17 protein-coding genes are annotated in these 16,550 nt (G+C 59.8%); 1 reads left to right on the top strand and 16 read right to left on the bottom strand.

The window, feature by feature from the left end; genetic code table 11:
• Nucleotides 1-52 precede the first annotated feature (52 nt).
• Complete coding sequence (locus AWR36_RS12655; protein WP_067085493.1) at nt 53-832, top strand: enoyl-CoA hydratase; 780 nt, start codon at nt 53-55, stop codon at nt 830-832.
• Between the two features lie 24 nt (nt 833-856).
• Here the strand turns inward: AWR36_RS12655 and AWR36_RS12650 are convergent, their stop codons facing one another.
• The 16 genes from AWR36_RS12650 to AWR36_RS12575 form a co-directional block, all read right to left on the bottom strand.
• A complete protein-coding gene (locus AWR36_RS12650; RefSeq protein WP_067085491.1) occupies nt 857-1,201 on the bottom strand; it encodes a hypothetical protein in 345 nt (114 codons plus the stop codon).
• A 95-nt stretch (nt 1,202-1,296) separates the two neighbouring features.
• Nucleotides 1,297-1,530: a TFIIB-type zinc ribbon-containing protein gene (locus tag AWR36_RS12645; RefSeq protein WP_067085489.1), complete on the bottom strand. Its 234-nt coding sequence runs from the start codon at nt 1,528-1,530 to the stop codon at nt 1,297-1,299.
• 110 nt (nt 1,531-1,640) lie between these two features.
• Entirely contained in the window at nt 1,641-1,961 is a 321-nt protein-coding gene (locus AWR36_RS12640; RefSeq protein WP_067085487.1) for a heavy metal-binding domain-containing protein, read from the bottom strand.
• Between the two features lie 73 nt (nt 1,962-2,034).
• On the bottom strand, nt 2,035-2,874 hold the full coding sequence (locus AWR36_RS12635) for a DMT family transporter (protein WP_082679589.1): 840 nt from the start codon (nt 2,872-2,874) through the stop codon (nt 2,035-2,037).
• 239 nt (nt 2,875-3,113) lie between these two features.
• Complete coding sequence (locus tag AWR36_RS12630; RefSeq protein WP_231745323.1) at nt 3,114-3,500, bottom strand: DUF1622 domain-containing protein; 387 nt, start codon at nt 3,498-3,500, stop codon at nt 3,114-3,116.
• A 174-nt stretch (nt 3,501-3,674) separates the two neighbouring features.
• Nucleotides 3,675-4,787: a glycerophosphodiester phosphodiesterase gene (gene glpQ, locus AWR36_RS12625; protein ID WP_067085484.1), complete on the bottom strand. Its 1,113-nt coding sequence runs from the start codon at nt 4,785-4,787 to the stop codon at nt 3,675-3,677.
• Between the two features lie 100 nt (nt 4,788-4,887).
• Nucleotides 4,888-6,519 (bottom strand): long-chain-fatty-acid--CoA ligase, encoded by a 1,632-nt coding sequence (locus tag AWR36_RS12620; RefSeq protein ID WP_067085482.1) that lies wholly within the window; start codon nt 6,517-6,519, stop codon nt 4,888-4,890.
• Nucleotides 6,520-6,634: 115 nt separating this feature from the next.
• On the bottom strand, nt 6,635-8,086 hold the full coding sequence (locus tag AWR36_RS12615) for a M48 family metalloprotease (RefSeq protein WP_067085480.1): 1,452 nt from the start codon (nt 8,084-8,086) through the stop codon (nt 6,635-6,637).
• Between the two features lie 15 nt (nt 8,087-8,101).
• On the bottom strand, nt 8,102-8,770 hold the full coding sequence (locus AWR36_RS12610) for a hypothetical protein (RefSeq protein ID WP_067085478.1): 669 nt from the start codon (nt 8,768-8,770) through the stop codon (nt 8,102-8,104).
• A 128-nt stretch (nt 8,771-8,898) separates the two neighbouring features.
• Complete coding sequence (locus AWR36_RS12605; protein WP_231745322.1) at nt 8,899-9,588, bottom strand: hypothetical protein; 690 nt, start codon at nt 9,586-9,588, stop codon at nt 8,899-8,901.
• A gap of 25 nt (nt 9,589-9,613) precedes the next feature.
• A complete protein-coding gene (locus AWR36_RS12600) occupies nt 9,614-10,618 on the bottom strand; it encodes a vWA domain-containing protein (RefSeq protein ID WP_067085474.1) in 1,005 nt (334 codons plus the stop codon).
• Nucleotides 10,615-11,697, bottom strand: a complete 1,083-nt coding sequence (locus AWR36_RS12595; protein ID WP_067085472.1) for a vWA domain-containing protein — start codon at nt 11,695-11,697, stop codon at nt 10,615-10,617. The genes AWR36_RS12600 and AWR36_RS12595 overlap by 4 nt, the downstream gene beginning before the upstream one ends.
• The gene (locus AWR36_RS12590; RefSeq protein ID WP_067085470.1) at nt 11,687-12,991 is read right to left on the bottom strand and encodes a hypothetical protein; all 1,305 of its coding nucleotides are present in this window, start codon (nt 12,989-12,991) and stop codon (nt 11,687-11,689) included. The genes AWR36_RS12595 and AWR36_RS12590 overlap by 11 nt, the downstream gene beginning before the upstream one ends.
• Before the next feature lie 97 nt (nt 12,992-13,088).
• Nucleotides 13,089-13,883 carry a MotA/TolQ/ExbB proton channel family protein gene (locus AWR36_RS12585; RefSeq protein WP_067085468.1) on the bottom strand — a complete coding sequence of 265 codons (795 nt, stop codon included), beginning with the start codon at nt 13,881-13,883 and terminating at the stop codon, nt 13,089-13,091.
• Nucleotides 13,884-13,983: 100 nt separating this feature from the next.
• On the bottom strand, nt 13,984-14,301 hold the full coding sequence (locus AWR36_RS12580) for a hypothetical protein (protein WP_067085466.1): 318 nt from the start codon (nt 14,299-14,301) through the stop codon (nt 13,984-13,986).
• A gap of 9 nt (nt 14,302-14,310) precedes the next feature.
• Complete coding sequence (locus AWR36_RS12575; RefSeq protein WP_067085463.1) at nt 14,311-16,401, bottom strand: PEGA domain-containing protein; 2,091 nt, start codon at nt 16,399-16,401, stop codon at nt 14,311-14,313.
• Nucleotides 16,402-16,550 lie beyond the last annotated feature (149 nt).

The raw sequence follows: 16,550 nt of genomic DNA, 5'->3' as shown, positions 1-16,550 counted from the left end.
GCTTCAGCCTGTTGGCACACCCGCCTTCCTATCGAATCATCCGGAGAGGCCCATGCAGAGCTCATGTGCAGAGATCCAGGCGCAATTGACCGATCGCGTGCTGGAGATCACCATCAACCGCCCCGACCGTAAGAATGCGCTGACCATGGCCATGTATTCCGCTATGGCAGAACTCCTGAACAGTGCCGCCGACAATGCCGAGGTGCGTGTCGTGATCATCACTGGTGCAGAGGGTGTGTTTACCAGTGGCAACGACCTGATGGATTTCCTTGGTGGTTCTGCATCCAACGAAGAGTCTCCGGTCTTCCAATTCATGGTGGCGCTGTACAACTTCCCCAAGCCGGTTGTGGCTGCAATCAACGGTCCCGCCGTGGGTATCGGCACCACCATGCTGCTGCACTGCGATCTGGCATTTGCCGGTGACGACGCCATGTTCAAGATGCCGTTTGTCGATCTGGGGCTGTGCCCGGAATACGGCTCCAGCTTTTTCATACCCCGTATCATGGGCCATGCCCGTGCCTCGGAGTTGTTGCTGCTGGGCAAAAAGTTTGATGCCGGGGAAGCGGTGACGTTGGGGCTCTGCAATGCCGCGTTACCGGCCGATGAGGTGCTGACGCAGGCGCGGCTGGCCGCAGCGGAGCTGGCCACCAAGGCACCGGAAGCGGTACGACTGACCAAGCGCCTGTTGCGTGCGGGAACCCGGGATGCGGGCTCGCAGGTGATTCAGGAGGAGGCGCTGCACTTCCAGAAGCGCCTGGGCTCAGATGAGTTCAAGGAAGCGGCGACCGCGTTTATGGAAAAGCGGCCCGCGGACTTTTCCCGGTTCGAGTAATCGCTGCGTTTTGCCCGGCCGGTTTCAGCCGGCCTCCTGGGATTCTTTTTGCCGCGTCCTGCGGCCTTGACGTCGTGTATAGGCGGGCTGCTCGTAGGGGCTGTAATCGATGCGTTCATAGCTGGCGTTGAGCGGATTTTCCGCCCTGCGCTCGGCGATGCTCTTGTTGAACACCGCCTGGTGGCATTGTTCCATCAATGCTTCCAGCGCCGCGTTGTCGGTCAAGCCAAGGAACACGCCTGCCTGCATGAATCCCTCCAGTCGGTGGCGTTCCTGCGGCGAGGTGCGGTAACCGCTTTTGGAGGCGGAAAAAAGCCGGAGCAGTCTCGCTTCCACCTCAGAGAGAAAGTGCGTGCGATCAGGTTCCATGGCTGCCCCTTATGATTTTGCTTTCATCTCGATAATATATCGGCAAATCAGGGCGATGGGCCAGCCCGGATTGCCAGCCCCGATCCAGTCTGCTGTCAGAAATCGAACAGTTCAGTAATCAAGTTACGCTTCTGCTTGTGGGGCTTCTGGACGTGTTGCTCGCGGTGGGCGGCGCCGGGGCCCATTGCGTCGCTGACAGAGCGCTCGATGATTTTGTCCAATTCACCACGGTCAAGCCAGATTCCGTGACAGTTGGGGCAGTAATCGATCTCGATTGCCTCACGTTCTGCATTTACTAAGCTGACGTCCTTGCAGGATGGGCATTGCATGGCGGCCTCCTCAACAAATTGTTGTCGTTTGCAGGGTGTCGGTGCGTCCAACACATCGCTTTATTTAGCCTATACCAATCACCGCACTCCGCCAGTGGCGCACAAAGCATTCAGCGCAGCCGAACGGCGGTACCGCTGACACTGACCATCATCATCGCCCCCTGGGCCCCGACTACCTCGTAATCGATATCGATGCCGATAATGGCATTGGCGCCCATGGACCTGGCGCTCTCCTCCATGTCGGCGAAAGCCAGATCCCTGGCCCGTGCCATCTCCTTTTCATAGGATCCGGAGCGTCCGCCGACGATGTCGCGGATGGAGCCGAAGATATCTTTGAAGACATTGGCGCCGAGAATGGCCTCTCCCACGACGACGCCCAGATACTCCCGGACTTCCTGTCCCTCGACCGTGCTGGTAGTGGTTTTCAGCAAAATTTGCTCTCCGTGGTTGTGGATTGAATGAAACCGGGGGCGCGCTGTTGCGATGTGGCATATCGCGTCAGCGTTATTTGTCGTTCTGCGGTGGCTCCGTGTTTGGAATCGATCGGGCGCGGCCATAGTGAATCACCATGGCGATGCCACCCAGAGTCACGATGGAGGCAATTGCCAGTCGCAGGGAAATAGGTTCGGACAATAACAGCGCGCCGGCAAGTGCGGTGATGACGGGTACGCTCAACTGCACGGTGGCAGCACTGCTGGCACGTAAGTAGGGCAATGCTGCATACCAGAGTGCATAGCCGAGACCTGAGGCCAGAGCACCAGATGCGATAGCGAGCAGTGTGCCAGTGGCGTCAATGGAGAGGCTACCGGATGCCAGCAACATCAGCAGGGCGGCCAGGGGCAGGGTACGGATAAAATTGCCGGTGGTAGCCAGGGTGGCATCAGTAGCGTGGCGGCCGCGAAGAGAATAACCACCCCAGGCAATTCCGGCCGCGACCATCAGCATCGCCCCGAGAGGCTCCGGAGCGGTGATGCCGGGCAGTAGCAGGCCAATCAGCCCGGCTAGGGCGAGCGCCGCACCTGTCACCTGCCCCGCAGTCAGTCGCTCACCGCGACTGAAACCAACGCCGATCATGGTGATCTGCACAGCGCCGAACAGCAGTAATGCCCCGGTCGCCGCAGAGAGGCTGATATACGCATAGGAAAAGGCCGCCGCGTACAGAAATAGCAGGGTGGCGGAGCACCAGCTGCCGGCACCGGATATGCTTTTCCGCTGCCATGCAACCAGCAGGGAGAGAAACGCGGCCCCGGAGGCGAGACGAATCGCGGTAAAGCTGGCCGGGTCGATCGTGGTGTTTGCCAGCGCAGCGCGGCAGAGCAGTGAATTGCCGGCAAAGGCGCACATGGCAAGTGCTGTCAGGGCAAGAGGTCGCCGGGCCTGGTATGACTGGGTGATGACTGTTTCCCTTGAATGGTTGCTTATTTCCCTTTTGCCACGACGCACCCGTTTTCGGCTTATTGCGCGGCGAGGACGGGGCCATTGTTGCCGTGCGCCCACGTGGCTGCAACCGGGGTCGGTATCTTCCCGTCGCTTTCTGTTGTCAGCCTTGCGAGGGTAGGGGTCTCGTTTTGGCTGGTGAGTGGTTACTTTACCGGTGGTTGCGAACGGCTTTGCCAGGGCCAGCGTCCCTCCACCTCCAGGTGCAGGGTGATACCGAGGAAGGTGCGAATAAAAACAATCACCGCCAGGATGCCAACGTTCTCCAGGGTCTGAGCGACGATGACGGTCCTGACAATATCGCCCGCTATCAGAAACTCCAGCCCGAGGATAATGCCGCGACCGAGGTTCTGGCGGTAGCGCGTGTAGGATTCCTCATGGCTGACAGTCGCGCGGATTTTCAGGAAATGGATGGTGGAATGAACGGTAGCGACGATCATCACCAGGACACCAAAAACCTCGATCGCAAAGCCTGCAAGTTCCACAAGGGCGTTGGTGGACTGTATAAGTGACTGCAGTTCAGTTTCCATCATGGGGAGCCTTGCCCGCGATACCCGGGTTGGCGGTCTGTAGTATTGGTCGCGCCTCAGCGAGTCCTTACGTCAGCAATCATCGTGCCGCTTCAGTATAGTTATCAGCCCGTAGGGGGCTCGCGGAGGCAGTACCCCTGCGTGAGGCGCCGCCACAGGCAGGCCTCATGGCAGGTGTCAGGAGCTGGGTGCGGGCGTGGTCTCGCTGGCGGCAGGCTGTCGATGGCGGCGGAGAAAAGCCCGCACCTTGTCCGGGTGATCGGTGAACAGACCTTCGATTGCAAGTTCACCAACAAACAGGGTCAGCAGGGCCTCGAAGCTCTTTAACCCCTCTATTCCCTGCGGGAGTGTATCGGCACGAAAAGTGAAGGCATGTATCGGAAGCCCCTGCTCTTTCGCCCGCTGGCGCAGGGGGCTGGCTTGGACGCCATCGTTGTTTTTCTGTAGCAGCATGACGGCCCAGGGGCCAATCGCATCGGCATAACGGCTGATTCTCTGCAGGCCACCAGCTTCCTGCATCCAGTCGTAGCTGTAATTGACCAGGAAACCATTTCTCTCCACCTGTTTTTCGCCCCAGCTGGTCTCGGCCATGAGCTGTACCAGCGGCAGGTCCATATCCATCTTCGGCATCAGCTCACGATCGATGCGCTGCAACTCTTCAGGATCAAAGCTCTGCAAGAATACCTTCTGTTTTCGGCTGTGGTAGCCGTATTGCTTGAGGACTTGCAGTGTCCGCAGGGCAATATCCCGGCCCTCACGGTGGTGAAACCAGGGTTTCTTGATCTCCGGGTAAATGCCGATGTCATAGCCCAGGGACTGGTTGAGCCCCTGAATCAGTTCGATTTCCTCTTCGAATGTCGAGAGTTGGAAGCTCGACTTCCACAGCGGGAAGCGATCGGGATATTTTTGTTCGAACTGATCTCCCCGCCGGCGAAAGGCCTCCGTCACCCGCAGTTGTTTCAGTTCCGGCAGATTGAAGTCGATCGTGTAGAAGTGCCCGTCCTGCCGTGCCCGTCCGGGAAATCGTTCGGCGACATCGGTAACTTCATCCAGGTAGATATCGTGCATGACGATCAGGTGGCCGTCCTTGCTCAATACCAGATCCTGCTCGATAAAGTCCGGCCGCATGCCATAAGCCAGCGCTTTTGCCTCAAGGGTATGTTCTGGCAAATAGCCGGATGCGCCGCGGTGGGCAATAACCAGGGGCTCGACCGGTCCGGCAGTGGCCGTCACTGGTCCCGTCAGGACGAGTGCCAGGCAAAGAGAGAGAAAGAGGGGATTGGGCAACATGGCTGTTCCGGTGCGGCTGCTGGTGTCCCGCTTATACCAGAAAGAGATGAAGAGAACTGTTAAAGCCGGGCCCGGGGCCCGGCTTTTTCCTGGGCCAGCGCTAGATGGTGGCGGCCTGGGGCCAGCGGTGTTCAGCAAACTGCTGGCGCAGATCCTTCTTGCTGATTTTACCCGTTGCCGTATGCGGGATCTCGTCGACCACGACACAGTCATCCGGAATCCACCACTTGGCGACCTTGCCGTCAAAGGCGCTGAGCAGGGTGTCCCCGTCCAGCTGGGCCCCGACTTTCGGTGTGACGACCAGTAGTGGGCGCTCACTCCATTTCTCATGGGGCACCCCGACAACTGCGGCCTCGGCGACACCGGGCTGGGCCATGGCGATATTTTCCAGCTCGATAGAGGAGATCCACTCGCCGCCGGACTTGATTACATCCTTGGTGCGGTCAGTAATGCCCAGGTAGCCCTTGGGATCGATGGTGGCCACATCGCCGGTATCAAACCAGCCGTCGGGTGTGAGGGCGGATTCCTCGGCCTTGAAATAGCGTTCACATACCCATGGGCCGCGAACCTGCAGAGCGCCAAAAGCGACACCATCGCGGGGCAGTTCATTGCCCTGATCGTCGACGATGCGCATTTCGACCCCGTAAGCGGCCACCCCCTGCTTCAGGCGCAGGGAGCGGGCCTCCTCCGCTGGCAGGTCTTCTTGCACACGGCTGTTGTAGGTGCCCAGGGGGCTCATCTCTGTCATGCCCCAGGCGTGATGGGTGTAGACACCGTGCCGTTGCTCGAATTCCTCCATGATGTTCCAGGGGCAGGCGGAGCCTCCCACTACCACCCGGTTCAGGGTGGAGAGCGTTTCATTGTTCTCGCGCAGGTAGTTGAGCAGTGCCATCCACACGGTGGGGACGCCAGCGGCAATGGTGACGCCCTCGGCGTTCATCAATTTGCTCAGTGTCTCCCCATCTGCCATTTTCGGGCCGGGGAAGACCAGCTTGGCCCCCACTGCCGGCACCGCATAGGGAATAGACCAGGCGTTGACGTGAAACATGGGGACCACCGGCAGGACGGCTTCGTGCTGCTGCAGGTTGAAAACGCTGGGCAGCAGAACACCGTAGGTATGCAGCACCATGGCGCGGTGAGAGTAGAGCACGCCTTTCGGGTTGCCGGTGGTGCCAGAGGTATAACAGAGTGCGGCAGCGCTCTGCTCATCCAGCTCCGGCCAGTCAAAAGTGGTGGGCTGCGATTCGATCAGGGTCTCGTAGCAGTGCACGTTCGGCAGCGTCGTGTCCGGCATATGGGCGCTGTCGGTCAGCAGGATATAGCCTTTGACCGATGTGAGCTGGTCGGAAAGGGCCTCGAGCAGGGGCACAAACATCGGGTCGATAAACAGCCAGCGATCTTCCGCATGTTCGATGATGTAGACGATCTGCTCGGCGAATAGGCGCGGGTTGATGGTGTGGCAGACCAGGCCGCTACAGGAGGTGGCATAGTAGAGCTCAAAGTGCCGGTAATCGTTCCAGGCGAGGGTGCCGATCCGGTCTCCGGGCTGGGCGCCCAGGGCCTGCAGCGCATTGGCAAGCTGGCCGATGCGCTCGAAGGCATCGCGATAACAGTAGCGGTGACACGGGTTGTCGGCGGTGACCGAGACGATTTCACTATTGGGGAAGTTCTGTTGCGCGTGACGCATGACACCGGTCAGGGTGAGTTGCGTTCCCATCATCAGGCCGTTCATAGCACTCTCCTTTATTTTTATTGACATCGAATGTCTGTATTAACTTCTACCTCTGGAAAACCTCCGTAACCAATTGTTGCTAAGTCTGGCGGCCTGGTGTCGGCCGCCGGACCAATCACTGCACAATCTTGATCCACTCGCCGGGCTTGGGTTCACCCCGTGGATAGTAGCCATTCAACAGGCGCAGCTGTTCCTCTGCATATTCACCGATATCCATATGTCGCGCCAATGACGAAAAGGTGGTCTTTTCATTGGCTTGAACATACTTCACCCGCTTGATATCCGGCTGCATGACATCGGTCCTGCGCAGTGGGCGAAAGCTGCGAATGCTGGTGAGGAAGAGGTTGTCGTACTGCTCCTGGGCCTCCTTGTCCGAGAGCTCGCCCTGGACCTTGCCCTCGAGCATGTACTGGCGGCTACCGTAATAGAGCACGGCGACCCGGTCCGGGCGCTCGGCGCTGGCGGATGGAAGCTTGCCGGTATGGCCCACCAGCCTGTACTGGCTGAGCGCTTCATCCTGCTCCAGTTCGCGCACATCGTAGACTTCCCGCAGAGCCATATCCGCGGGCTGGTTGCCGTTGCGCTTGGCGACCTTGATGGTGATGGTGGCACTGCTGTCCGGCGCCGTTCCGACGATGGCCGAACGCTGGTTTTCCACCTTCCAGCCCTCGGGGAAAAGCAGGGAAAATCCAAGGCGGGTATGGTTGTAGCGGTTTTTCTCGGTCTGCTGCGCATTCCGGCCGTAGACGAGGCCCTCGGTTTTCTCCCGGTAGTATTCCACCTTGGTGATTTTCTTGTCCTCGGGCAGTTTCCCTGCCGCAGCCACCACTTCCTGCAGGCGGATATCGTTGCGGGGGTGGGTGGAGAAGACACCGTGGTAGGTCTGTGGTTTTTTCCCTTCGAGCCGGGCCTTGCGGCGGGCGAAGGTTTCCTGGTCCTTGAGGATCCCGATCACATTGATCATTGCCTGTGGATCGTAGCCGGCGTTGTACATGTACTGGGCGCCGAAGCGGTCCGCCTCCAGTTCCATGTCGCGGCCGTAGCCTTTGACTGCCGCTGTACTCCAGAGGTTGGCCACATCACCGACGACACCACTACCGGTCACCAGTACTGATAATACGGAGGCGACACCGGCACCGGTCGCCGCCGTTTTCTGGCGTACGGCATGACGGGCCGTCACATGGGCAACCTCGTGTGCCAGTACGGCGGCCATCTCGGCCTCAGAGCGCATGTATGTCAGTAGCCCCCGATTGATATAGATGTAGCCACCGGGCAGGGCGAAGGCGTTGATGTCCTGGCTATCGATGATGGTAAAGGTGTAATTCAGGTCGGGACGGTCACTGGCCTTGGCAATTTTCTGCCCCACATGCTCCACATAGGCGGTCAGAACCGGGTCTCTGTAAATCGGTGTGCTGGCAACCAGTTTTTCATGCATTTCCTTGCCGATATTGATCTCCTTTTCCTCGGACATCAGCACCAGGTCCGGTCGGTTGGTGGCCGGATTGAAGGCGCAACCGGCAGTGGTTGCGATGAGGGCAGCGATGAGTATTTTATTGAAAGTATGCATCGATCCTTTGCCTCCCTAGGATTTTTGCTTTGTTGTCTGCGAGGGCAGCAGAAACTCCTGCAGTTGAAGGGCCATACCCTTGCAGGCGTTGTTCTGAACCCGGGCGATCAGCGGAATCGGTACGACAATGGCCGGCATATACGAAGTGCCCTTGGCATCGGCGCTGAGCTTGCCGGAGAGCTCCTGATCGCGGAAGTCCCAGACCGAGGCCTCGTAGTCAGATTCCTTGTCCCAGGTACCAAAGCCGAAACAGCCCGCACCACCGGTGCCGATGGAGCAGCCAATGGAGCCGGCGCTGGCGGTAGTCTCGGTGGAGCCATCGATCCAGATGATGTATTTCACCCCGTAGGCCTCAAGCCGCTGCCGCAACTCGTCATTTTTCATGACCCGATCCAGGGAGCGCAGGTGCATGGGCGCTGTGCGTGGTTCGAACCAGGGATACATGGCGTCTACGAACTGCTGCTCCGGGATGATATTCAGGCCGGCATCGGGGTTGTGCAACTGTTTGCCAACGCAGTCAATCAGGTCCGGTTCCGTCTCGTAATCGCTGGAATGTCTGCGACCGAGGATGACGACGCTGTCCCCTTTGGCCAGCTCGCCATCGCTGCGACGGTATTCATCGATGACCACGGTGGTACAGCCGCTGAGCAGTACCAGCGCAAAACCAAAAAGAGCTCTAACCACAACAACCTCCTGTCAATTGGTCTGCCCCCGCAGCGGTATCGCCAGGGGGCTGTGGTGCCGGCGACTGCATCCCTGCCGGCACAGGCGCACTGCGCAAATGATTTCGCAGTGCGCAAATTCGCTGCACGCTATTCCACCGGCGTATCCACCGCACTGGCGGTATCCGTCGGCGACGGGATCTTCTCGAGAGAAATCGCCCGGCGTTTGTCCGCAAGCAGCGCCTGCAGCTCGGGCACCTTGGCAAAGCCGGTGTAGAGCGTGGCCCCCGCATCCCGAAGGGCGACATTGATCGCCTGGGCCAGGGCGGCCTCGCGGGATTTGAGGAAAGCCGTCGGAGTCTTACCGTAGGCGGTGATTACCCAGCTGGCCACGGAGTCACCGTTAGGGGCATAGGCGTGCATGTCGTACTTGATCCACACCTCGAAAATATTCACCCGGGTCTCACGGGGCATGGTGAATTGCAGTTCGCGGACCTCCGGTACGATGACCAGCTCCACATCGCTGGGAAGATTGGCGGGGTACTGGCCCAGCGGTATGGTTTCCGCAAACATGGAGCCGAGTACGGTCTCGAACAGGTTTTCCTGCGCCCGACCGGTACTGATATTCCACTCGTCCCGGTCTTCGCTGTCCTCGTGATAAGTGAATTCACGGAAGCCTTCACTCAGGTAAACGCCGACCGTCAGCGGATGCTGCGGCCCCACTGGCTGTGGGAACTCGCCATCCACCTGGACAGTGTGAGAGCAGGCGCCAAGCAATAGGGCTGCGGATGCGGCGGCGAGTCGCATCATCGAGAGAAATCCTTTCTGTCTGTTAGCCATAATCAGCTCCTGGGCTGGCTCTCTGCTAGCGGAAATCGTTGAGACCGACGAACGTACCGCCATTGCGATAGGTCAATTCCCGCATCAATGCTGCAAAGCGTAGACCGGTGGTCTGCAGGTGTGGGGGGCGCGAGAACTGGATCGGGAAGCCGATGGCGTGAATACGCACATTGCGCTTGTCCTCACCGTGCTGTGCATTGACGCGATCCACTGCCAGCATGACCCTGCGGATCGACTTGCCGGTAAACTCATCCCCGAGAACGTAAATACTGATCTTCTTGTTCGGGTCATAGAAGCTGCGCACCGCTTTCTGAATGCCCTCCACCGGGCTGGAGTTACTGAACGGGTTCCAGGACCGCAACCTTTTCAGGATGGCGTCCCGGCGCCCGGGGGTGTCGGGGATCCATTTATTGCGGTAGTTGGAGAACATGTAGTCCCCCATGTCGTTCATCACCTGGATGCCCTTCACGTTGGGATACAGGTTCAGGGTGTTGACCATCTCGTTCATCATCCGGTCCCAGCCGTAATTAAACATACTGCCGGAGGTGTCGATGATGAACAGGATGTATTCGCTGTCGACGGGAATACCGCCGATAACATTGTTCTTGCGCTGATAGTTTTCGCCCAGCAAGCGACGCATTTCCGCAGTCATCGACTGCAGTGCGACGGTGAGCTCACCGCGGATCTTGCCCTCTTCCGACTCCCCTTCGGTCTTGCGTGCGAACTGGGCCTGCAGGGTTTCCAGCTCCCCTTTGAGAATGGCGATGCGCTGGCGCTCGATATCCAGCTGTTCCCGCTTGGCATTGAGGTCCCGGTTGAGCACGGTGGTCTCACCGCGGATCTCTGCCAGTTGGTCCTGCAGGTCTTCCACCTGTCCGTCCAGGTCCAGCTCTGCCTCTTCCAGGACGATGGGCTCGACAGTCTTGGCAATCATCAGCAGCAGCACGATGGCGCCGAAGCCACAGCAGATGACATCGAGAAAGGAGATGCTGAATTCTTCCTGTTGTCTTTTGTTGCGATTACGTCTCATGGCCAGTCCCTCGAGGGTGCCAGGAAGGAGCCCTGGGTTTCCATGGCAAGCTTCCAGAATTCACTGGCGGCGTAGGGGTCGCCCTCCATCGGTGCCAGAATTACATTCACCGGCACGTTTTTCGGCAGCACTTTGACCGCCCGCTTGAACAGGTCGAGGCGCTTTTTGCCGGAAATGGTGTTGCCCCGGGGTGCCTTCATGCCCTGTGTTGGCAAGCCATCGGTGATCAGGATGATGTTGTCCGGCAGCGGGCTCATGCCATTGATGGCGTTGAAGACCCGCTCAAGGCTGGTGCCATTTTCAGGGACCACCTTGTCCAGCTCCTTGATGGCCTGGTCCAGTTGATCCCGGTCATCGACATTCAGCCAGCGACTCTCTGTGCCGGGTATGGCGGAACGGAAACCGGTATTGAAGGTGAAGATCTGGTACTGGCTGTCCTGTGGGAACTGGGAGGTAAGCCATGAAACCGTATTGACGGAGCGACGCCATTTGCCGGTCTCGCGCTTCACCCGTGATGACATATTGCGGGTACGGATAACCTTGATCAGCTCGTCGCCGAGCATGCTGGCGGAGGCATCCAGCAGGATCAGGATACGGTCGCCGCCAAGTCGCAGGCCGGTGAGATACTGTCGATCGCCATCGCCGACAAATTTGCGCACGTTATTGCCCAGTTTCTTGTTTTCGGCCTCCAGTTCTTTCTTGGCCTGCTCGAGTTTCTTGAGCTTTTCCTGCAGGCGTTTGATGTCCTGCTCTTCGGTATTGCTGTCGATCTCGGCGATATTGCCTTTGACCTCGTCGATCTGCTCCATGATCCGCCTGGCCAGCCCCTGGGCCTCTGCGAGTTCGTCGCTGGTGACGTCGAGGGTGTTGCGCGCCAGCACCAGATGCTCGCGGCCAAACTCCACTTCTTCCTGCAGCAGGTTGACCTCGGCGGCGAGGTCCTGGTTTTCTGCCTGAATGTCCTGGTCGGAGCCGTGCTTGATGATCAAAAAGATCAGCGCCACGGCCCCGAAACCGCAGGACATGATGTCGAGAAACGACAGGCTGAAGGCGGAAAAACGCCTTTTTCTACGCGCCATAACGCTCCACGCTGATTGCGGTAATCACGTCTTCCAGATCCGGTACCCCGATCCTGTCTCCGGCGGCAAGGTTGACCGGTGTGGAGATCTCCTGCCCGTTCAGCATCAGGCGCGCGCCGGCATCGACACGCAGTGCCAGGCGGCCTGCATGGCTGGTGACGGTGCCAGCGGGGTGTTCCGGGGGCGTGGGGGTGATATTGAGTCTGCCTTCTTGCCAGCTGACAAACAGTGGCTGCTGTGCTGCCAGTGCCCGGTGGCCGAACAGCAGGTGGGTAGCCGCCGCTTCTGCGGCGCTGTTGACCTGCACTGCCACCTCGCTGGGAGGCGCGGCGTCGAGTGCGTTGACCAGGGGCAGGGCCTCGGCAGTGCTGTAAACCTGCTCCCAGCGGCCTGCGACCGCCTGCGCAATACAGTTGTGGGGCAACAGGTGAATGCGTTCCGCAAGTTGCGCTCCAGCGGGAATCTCCGCCCAGCGGTGTGAGACGAACACGACACTGGTGGATTCCGACAGGTTTTCGATCAGGGCCCGCACGCGGGACAGTATCGGGGTGCTGGCGTCCTGTAGCTGGCGCAGGGTGACCTTCGCGGTACGGTCTTCCATTTCGGCCATGACCTCACCGCCTCGCATGGCGCGATTGATCCATTGGGGCATCAGGTCATAGAGCTGCTGCTCCGCCTCGGCCGAGTGCATCGGGTCGAAGCGACACTGCATAATGAAGGCGTCGGTGAACACCCGGGCCCAGGCATCCTGGAAGTGCTGCAGCCCGGCATCGTTGACGGTCTCTGCGATATCCAGCACCGCCTGTTCGTGCACGGCGACGCGGCTCACCAGAGTCTGCTGTCGTTGCAGTTCCACGTGCAGGTGCACGCCGCGGGGGGCAACGGAACTGATACAGGCCGTGGCGGCATCCACCAGCCCGACGGCGTTGATGGGGCTCTCCTTGATGATGCCCAGCAGCAGGGCGAGCTGTTCACGGCTGAAATTGCCGGGCACCGCCAGCGCCAGCTTTTCCGGCAGGTCGCAGTGGTCGGCTACTTCCTGGAGATGGCAGTAGGCCAGGTCCGCGTGATGCCGGCAGCGGGCATTTTCCGATTTCAGGCTTTCGAGGCTGAGGCGCCGCCAGAACTGGTTGTTGACCTGGGTGGGGTGGCAGCGCGCGCGCATCAGGGCTGCGGTCCCGACCAGAATCTTGTGGGGCTCCACGACCGCCATTCCCGGACTTTCCAGAATCTCATCGGTGCCGGTAAATACCCGCAGCCCGCAGTCATTGATTTCAAGGACACCTTGTCCCATAGGGTATTCCTCTTTTCACTGTACCGCCCCGGAGCGAGGGATTGGCGCCGTGGCGAAGCGCTGTTTTGCTCAACGTTTTCTTTTTGCCTGCGACCCGTTAACTGACTTTCAGAAAGCGCAGCAGGTTGTTGTCGCAGTAATTCTGTGTGTCCAGTACCAGCCGCTCCTGCATCAGCTGCAGCTGGTGGGTGAAGAACATGATCACGATGCTGATCACCAGGGCGATGAAAGTAGAGTTGAAGGCCACACCGAGACTGACGGTCACGCCGGCGATATCACCCTCGACTGCGCGGTGAGCCTGCGATAGTGCCTCGCCGATACCGCGCACCGTGCCGATAAAACCGATCGAGGGGATGGCCCAGGTAATGTACCGGACCATGGCCAGTTCGGAATCCAGTCGATCCCCCTCGGTCTCGCAGACTTCCTTCACGGAATTGGACACTGCCGCCACGTTCTTGGTGGACGCAAATCGCTGCAGGGCGGTGAGTAGCGCGCGCGGCAACAGGTAGTTGCGTTCCTCCTCCGGCAGAGCCTGAATGGGGCGTGAGAGGTCGCGCGCGTCCTCAGGCAGGATGGGCGTGCCCTCACTGACATTGAGCAGTGCCTTGTCCAGCAGTCGCCGCTCACGCATGCTGCGCTGCGCCTTGAGCCCCATGATGGCCATGGCCCAGAGCATCAGCACAAAGCAGGCCTCCTGCTCGTAGTCGCGCATCACGATGTAGAGTGAGCGCTGCTGGACGTAGGTTTCACCGGCTGCCTCACGCGCCAGCTGCTCTTCGATCAGCGCATCGGCATTGGGGCGAATGATGGCCACATACACCGCATGTACCAGGATCACCGCTGCCAGCAGGGCAAACAGCTGGAAGATAAAATCGGACGACTTGAATTTCATAGTGCTTCTCGCTCAGTTACCGGGGCGGCCCGACGGGCGCCGGCCCCTGCAGATTCTATTTGTCGCTTGAGGCTCAACTCTGGCCAACGAGAGCCCGGACTTAAATGTCCACCGGGAATGAAACCGACAGATCCTCTGAGATCTCTTCGGAGGCTTCGTACTCATCGGCGTTGTCACTGCCGCTTTGAGCGCTGCCGTCCTCGCTGGCCTTTTCTTCTACCTGGGCCACCTGCACAGGCTCTTCCTGCTCCTCCTCATTCTCGGTGGCCTCCTGGCCGATCGCCAATCCACTCGAGACGGCTAAGCCGATAGACAGCAGAAGGGCAGCGAGTAAAGCGGTAACCGCTGGAAACGCAGCCGAGGCGGTGCGTGCATGGACCTGATCGATTGTTTTTTCTTCGCTCTGATGGCGTTTCATGCTCGTCTCCTAGTTCACCCAGCGCGCCAGGCGAAAGCCCACATCATTGCGTGGCTCGGCACCGTAATCCCGGTAAGACAGGCGCAGTTCGGTCAGTCCGGCGTGGCGCCAGCTGGAGCCGCGGATCACGTGGTAGTCGCCGTCCTGGGGACCGACCGGGTTTTCCTCCCGACGCAGGGAGAGACCGGTGCCGATGGTGTACAGGTCGTGAATCCATTCCGAGACATTGCCGCCCAGGTCATAGATACCCAGTGAATTGGGCTGGTAGCTGGCCACGGGAGCCGTAGCGGCGTAGCGATCGGTATAGGTGCGCAGCACGGCGGGAACCAGCTGGGCGGCATTGTTATCGGCGAAGTTGCCCGAATTTTTTCGCACTGGCAGTTCGTCGCCCCAGGGGAATTTTTTCATGCTGCCACCCTCGTAGCGGGCAGCCCAGGCCCACTCGGCCTCGGTGGGCATCCGATAGCCGTTGGCGCTGGCGTCAAAGCCCACAACCCGATTGCCTTCGGTGCGATAGACCGGCCGCAACCCGTCGCGCTCGCTGAGCCAGTTGCAGAACATGGCGGCATCCGCCCAGCTGATGTTCACCACCGGCAGGTTGTCATTGTCGAGGCTGACCCCGTTCACATGACTGGAAGTGTGCATGCGCTGGTAGCGGCGAAACTCGCGATTGGTCACCTCGGTGGTACCCAGGTAAAAGGGGCGGGTGAGGGCAATCTGGCGCATGACTTCATTGGCGCGGCGCCCCTGTTCCCGTCGCGAAGAACCCATGGTGAACTGGGCGTTGGGGCGCATCAGCAGCATGCGGCCTCCGGCCCCGTGGGTGACTTCCGCCGGTACCTGGCTCCAGCGAGCCTCCTCCGCAGTAAGCAGCACCGCGCGGATACTCTGTTCCAACTTGGCACTGGGCACAACGGTGGTTTCGTAGTCCTCGAAACCCTCCTTGCGCACCACGATGCGATGACTGCGGGCGGGCAGGGTAAAGGTCTCTCCCGCGGCACCTGCCAGCCGCCCGTCGATATAAACCTCCGCGTTGGATGGGCTGCTGGTGACGCGAACCTTGCCGAACACTGCGGAGAGGTCGACGCTGAGTTCCCGCTCGACACCAGCGGTGATATCGATACTCCGCTCTATTGCCGAGTAGCCGTCCTTGAACAGGCGCACCTGGTGAGTGGTACCCGGTTCCAGCTCCACATCCATTGGCGTGCGGCCGCGGAATTCACCGTTTACCGTGACGCTGGCGCCAGTCGGGGTGCTGGCGAGGCGCAGGATGCCGTCCGCTGCTGCAAGATCTACCGGGGTCAGGGCCTGGTCTACCCCAGCGGTCACTGCAACCGGGACCTTTGCAGTCTTGTGCTGGGGCTTGGAGATTTCCACGATGCGATCACCCTGGATCAGTTCTGCGGTCAGCGGTGTGGTTCCCAGGACTTCTCCCTCGACTGTTACCGTCGCACCGGGCGGGTTGCTGCTGATGCGCACGTCGGCCCAGGCAGGGCGCAACTTGGCCTGGAGGCGCTGGGTGTTATCCAGACCCTGGATATCGACCTCGCGGGTAAATGGCAGGTAGCGATCGGTGAGCACGGTGACGCGCTTGCGGCCCGCGGGAATGTTTCGTGCCAGCCCGCCATCGCTCTCCACTTCGGCGCCGTCGATTAGGACGCGCACGGGTACCGGAGGGTCGCTCACTACCTGGAGGTGCCCCGGCAGCCGCTCGAGTGTCACCGCGTAGCGGCTGTTTTTATCCCCGGATACCGACACGTCACCGCTCTTTGGCAGATAGCCGGTGGCGCTCACTGTGTATTCATAGTTACCGGGCAGCACCAGGTGCCCGTCGCCAAGCGGAATGGCAAAGCCGCTGACCTGCACATTGGCATCGGCGGGCTGGGTTTCAAAAATGAGGGAACGGGCCACCAGGAGGTAAACGAGAATCAGCAGGCCGAAAAGCATACTGCCGGCAATGATGAGTGCGCGGGGCGAAAGCAGTAGTTGCCGCGCGCGGTCTTCCACCTGCACGGGAGTGAAGCCAGTGGGCTGGATTACCGAAAAGTCTTCGTCCGCGCGATCGCCATCACGGACAGGTACCGCTTCCTTCGCTGTCATTTATGCCTTCCTGTTACTGCGCACTTATCTGAATTATCGCAATGGCGGCGGCCATCGCCGCACTCAGGCCTCACGTATTGGCACTTCTTCTTCCGTGCATAACAGCTTAGCCCGCAACCCTGACAGGCATGGCGGTCGCCTGATTCTTT

Origin of the sequence: Microbulbifer flavimaris (assembly GCF_001641755.2) — a bacterium.
GTDB classification, from domain to species: domain Bacteria; phylum Pseudomonadota; class Gammaproteobacteria; order Pseudomonadales; family Cellvibrionaceae; genus Microbulbifer; species Microbulbifer flavimaris.
Note: the sequence above shows the minus strand (reverse complement) of the source record. Positions and strands in the feature narration are given on the sequence as shown.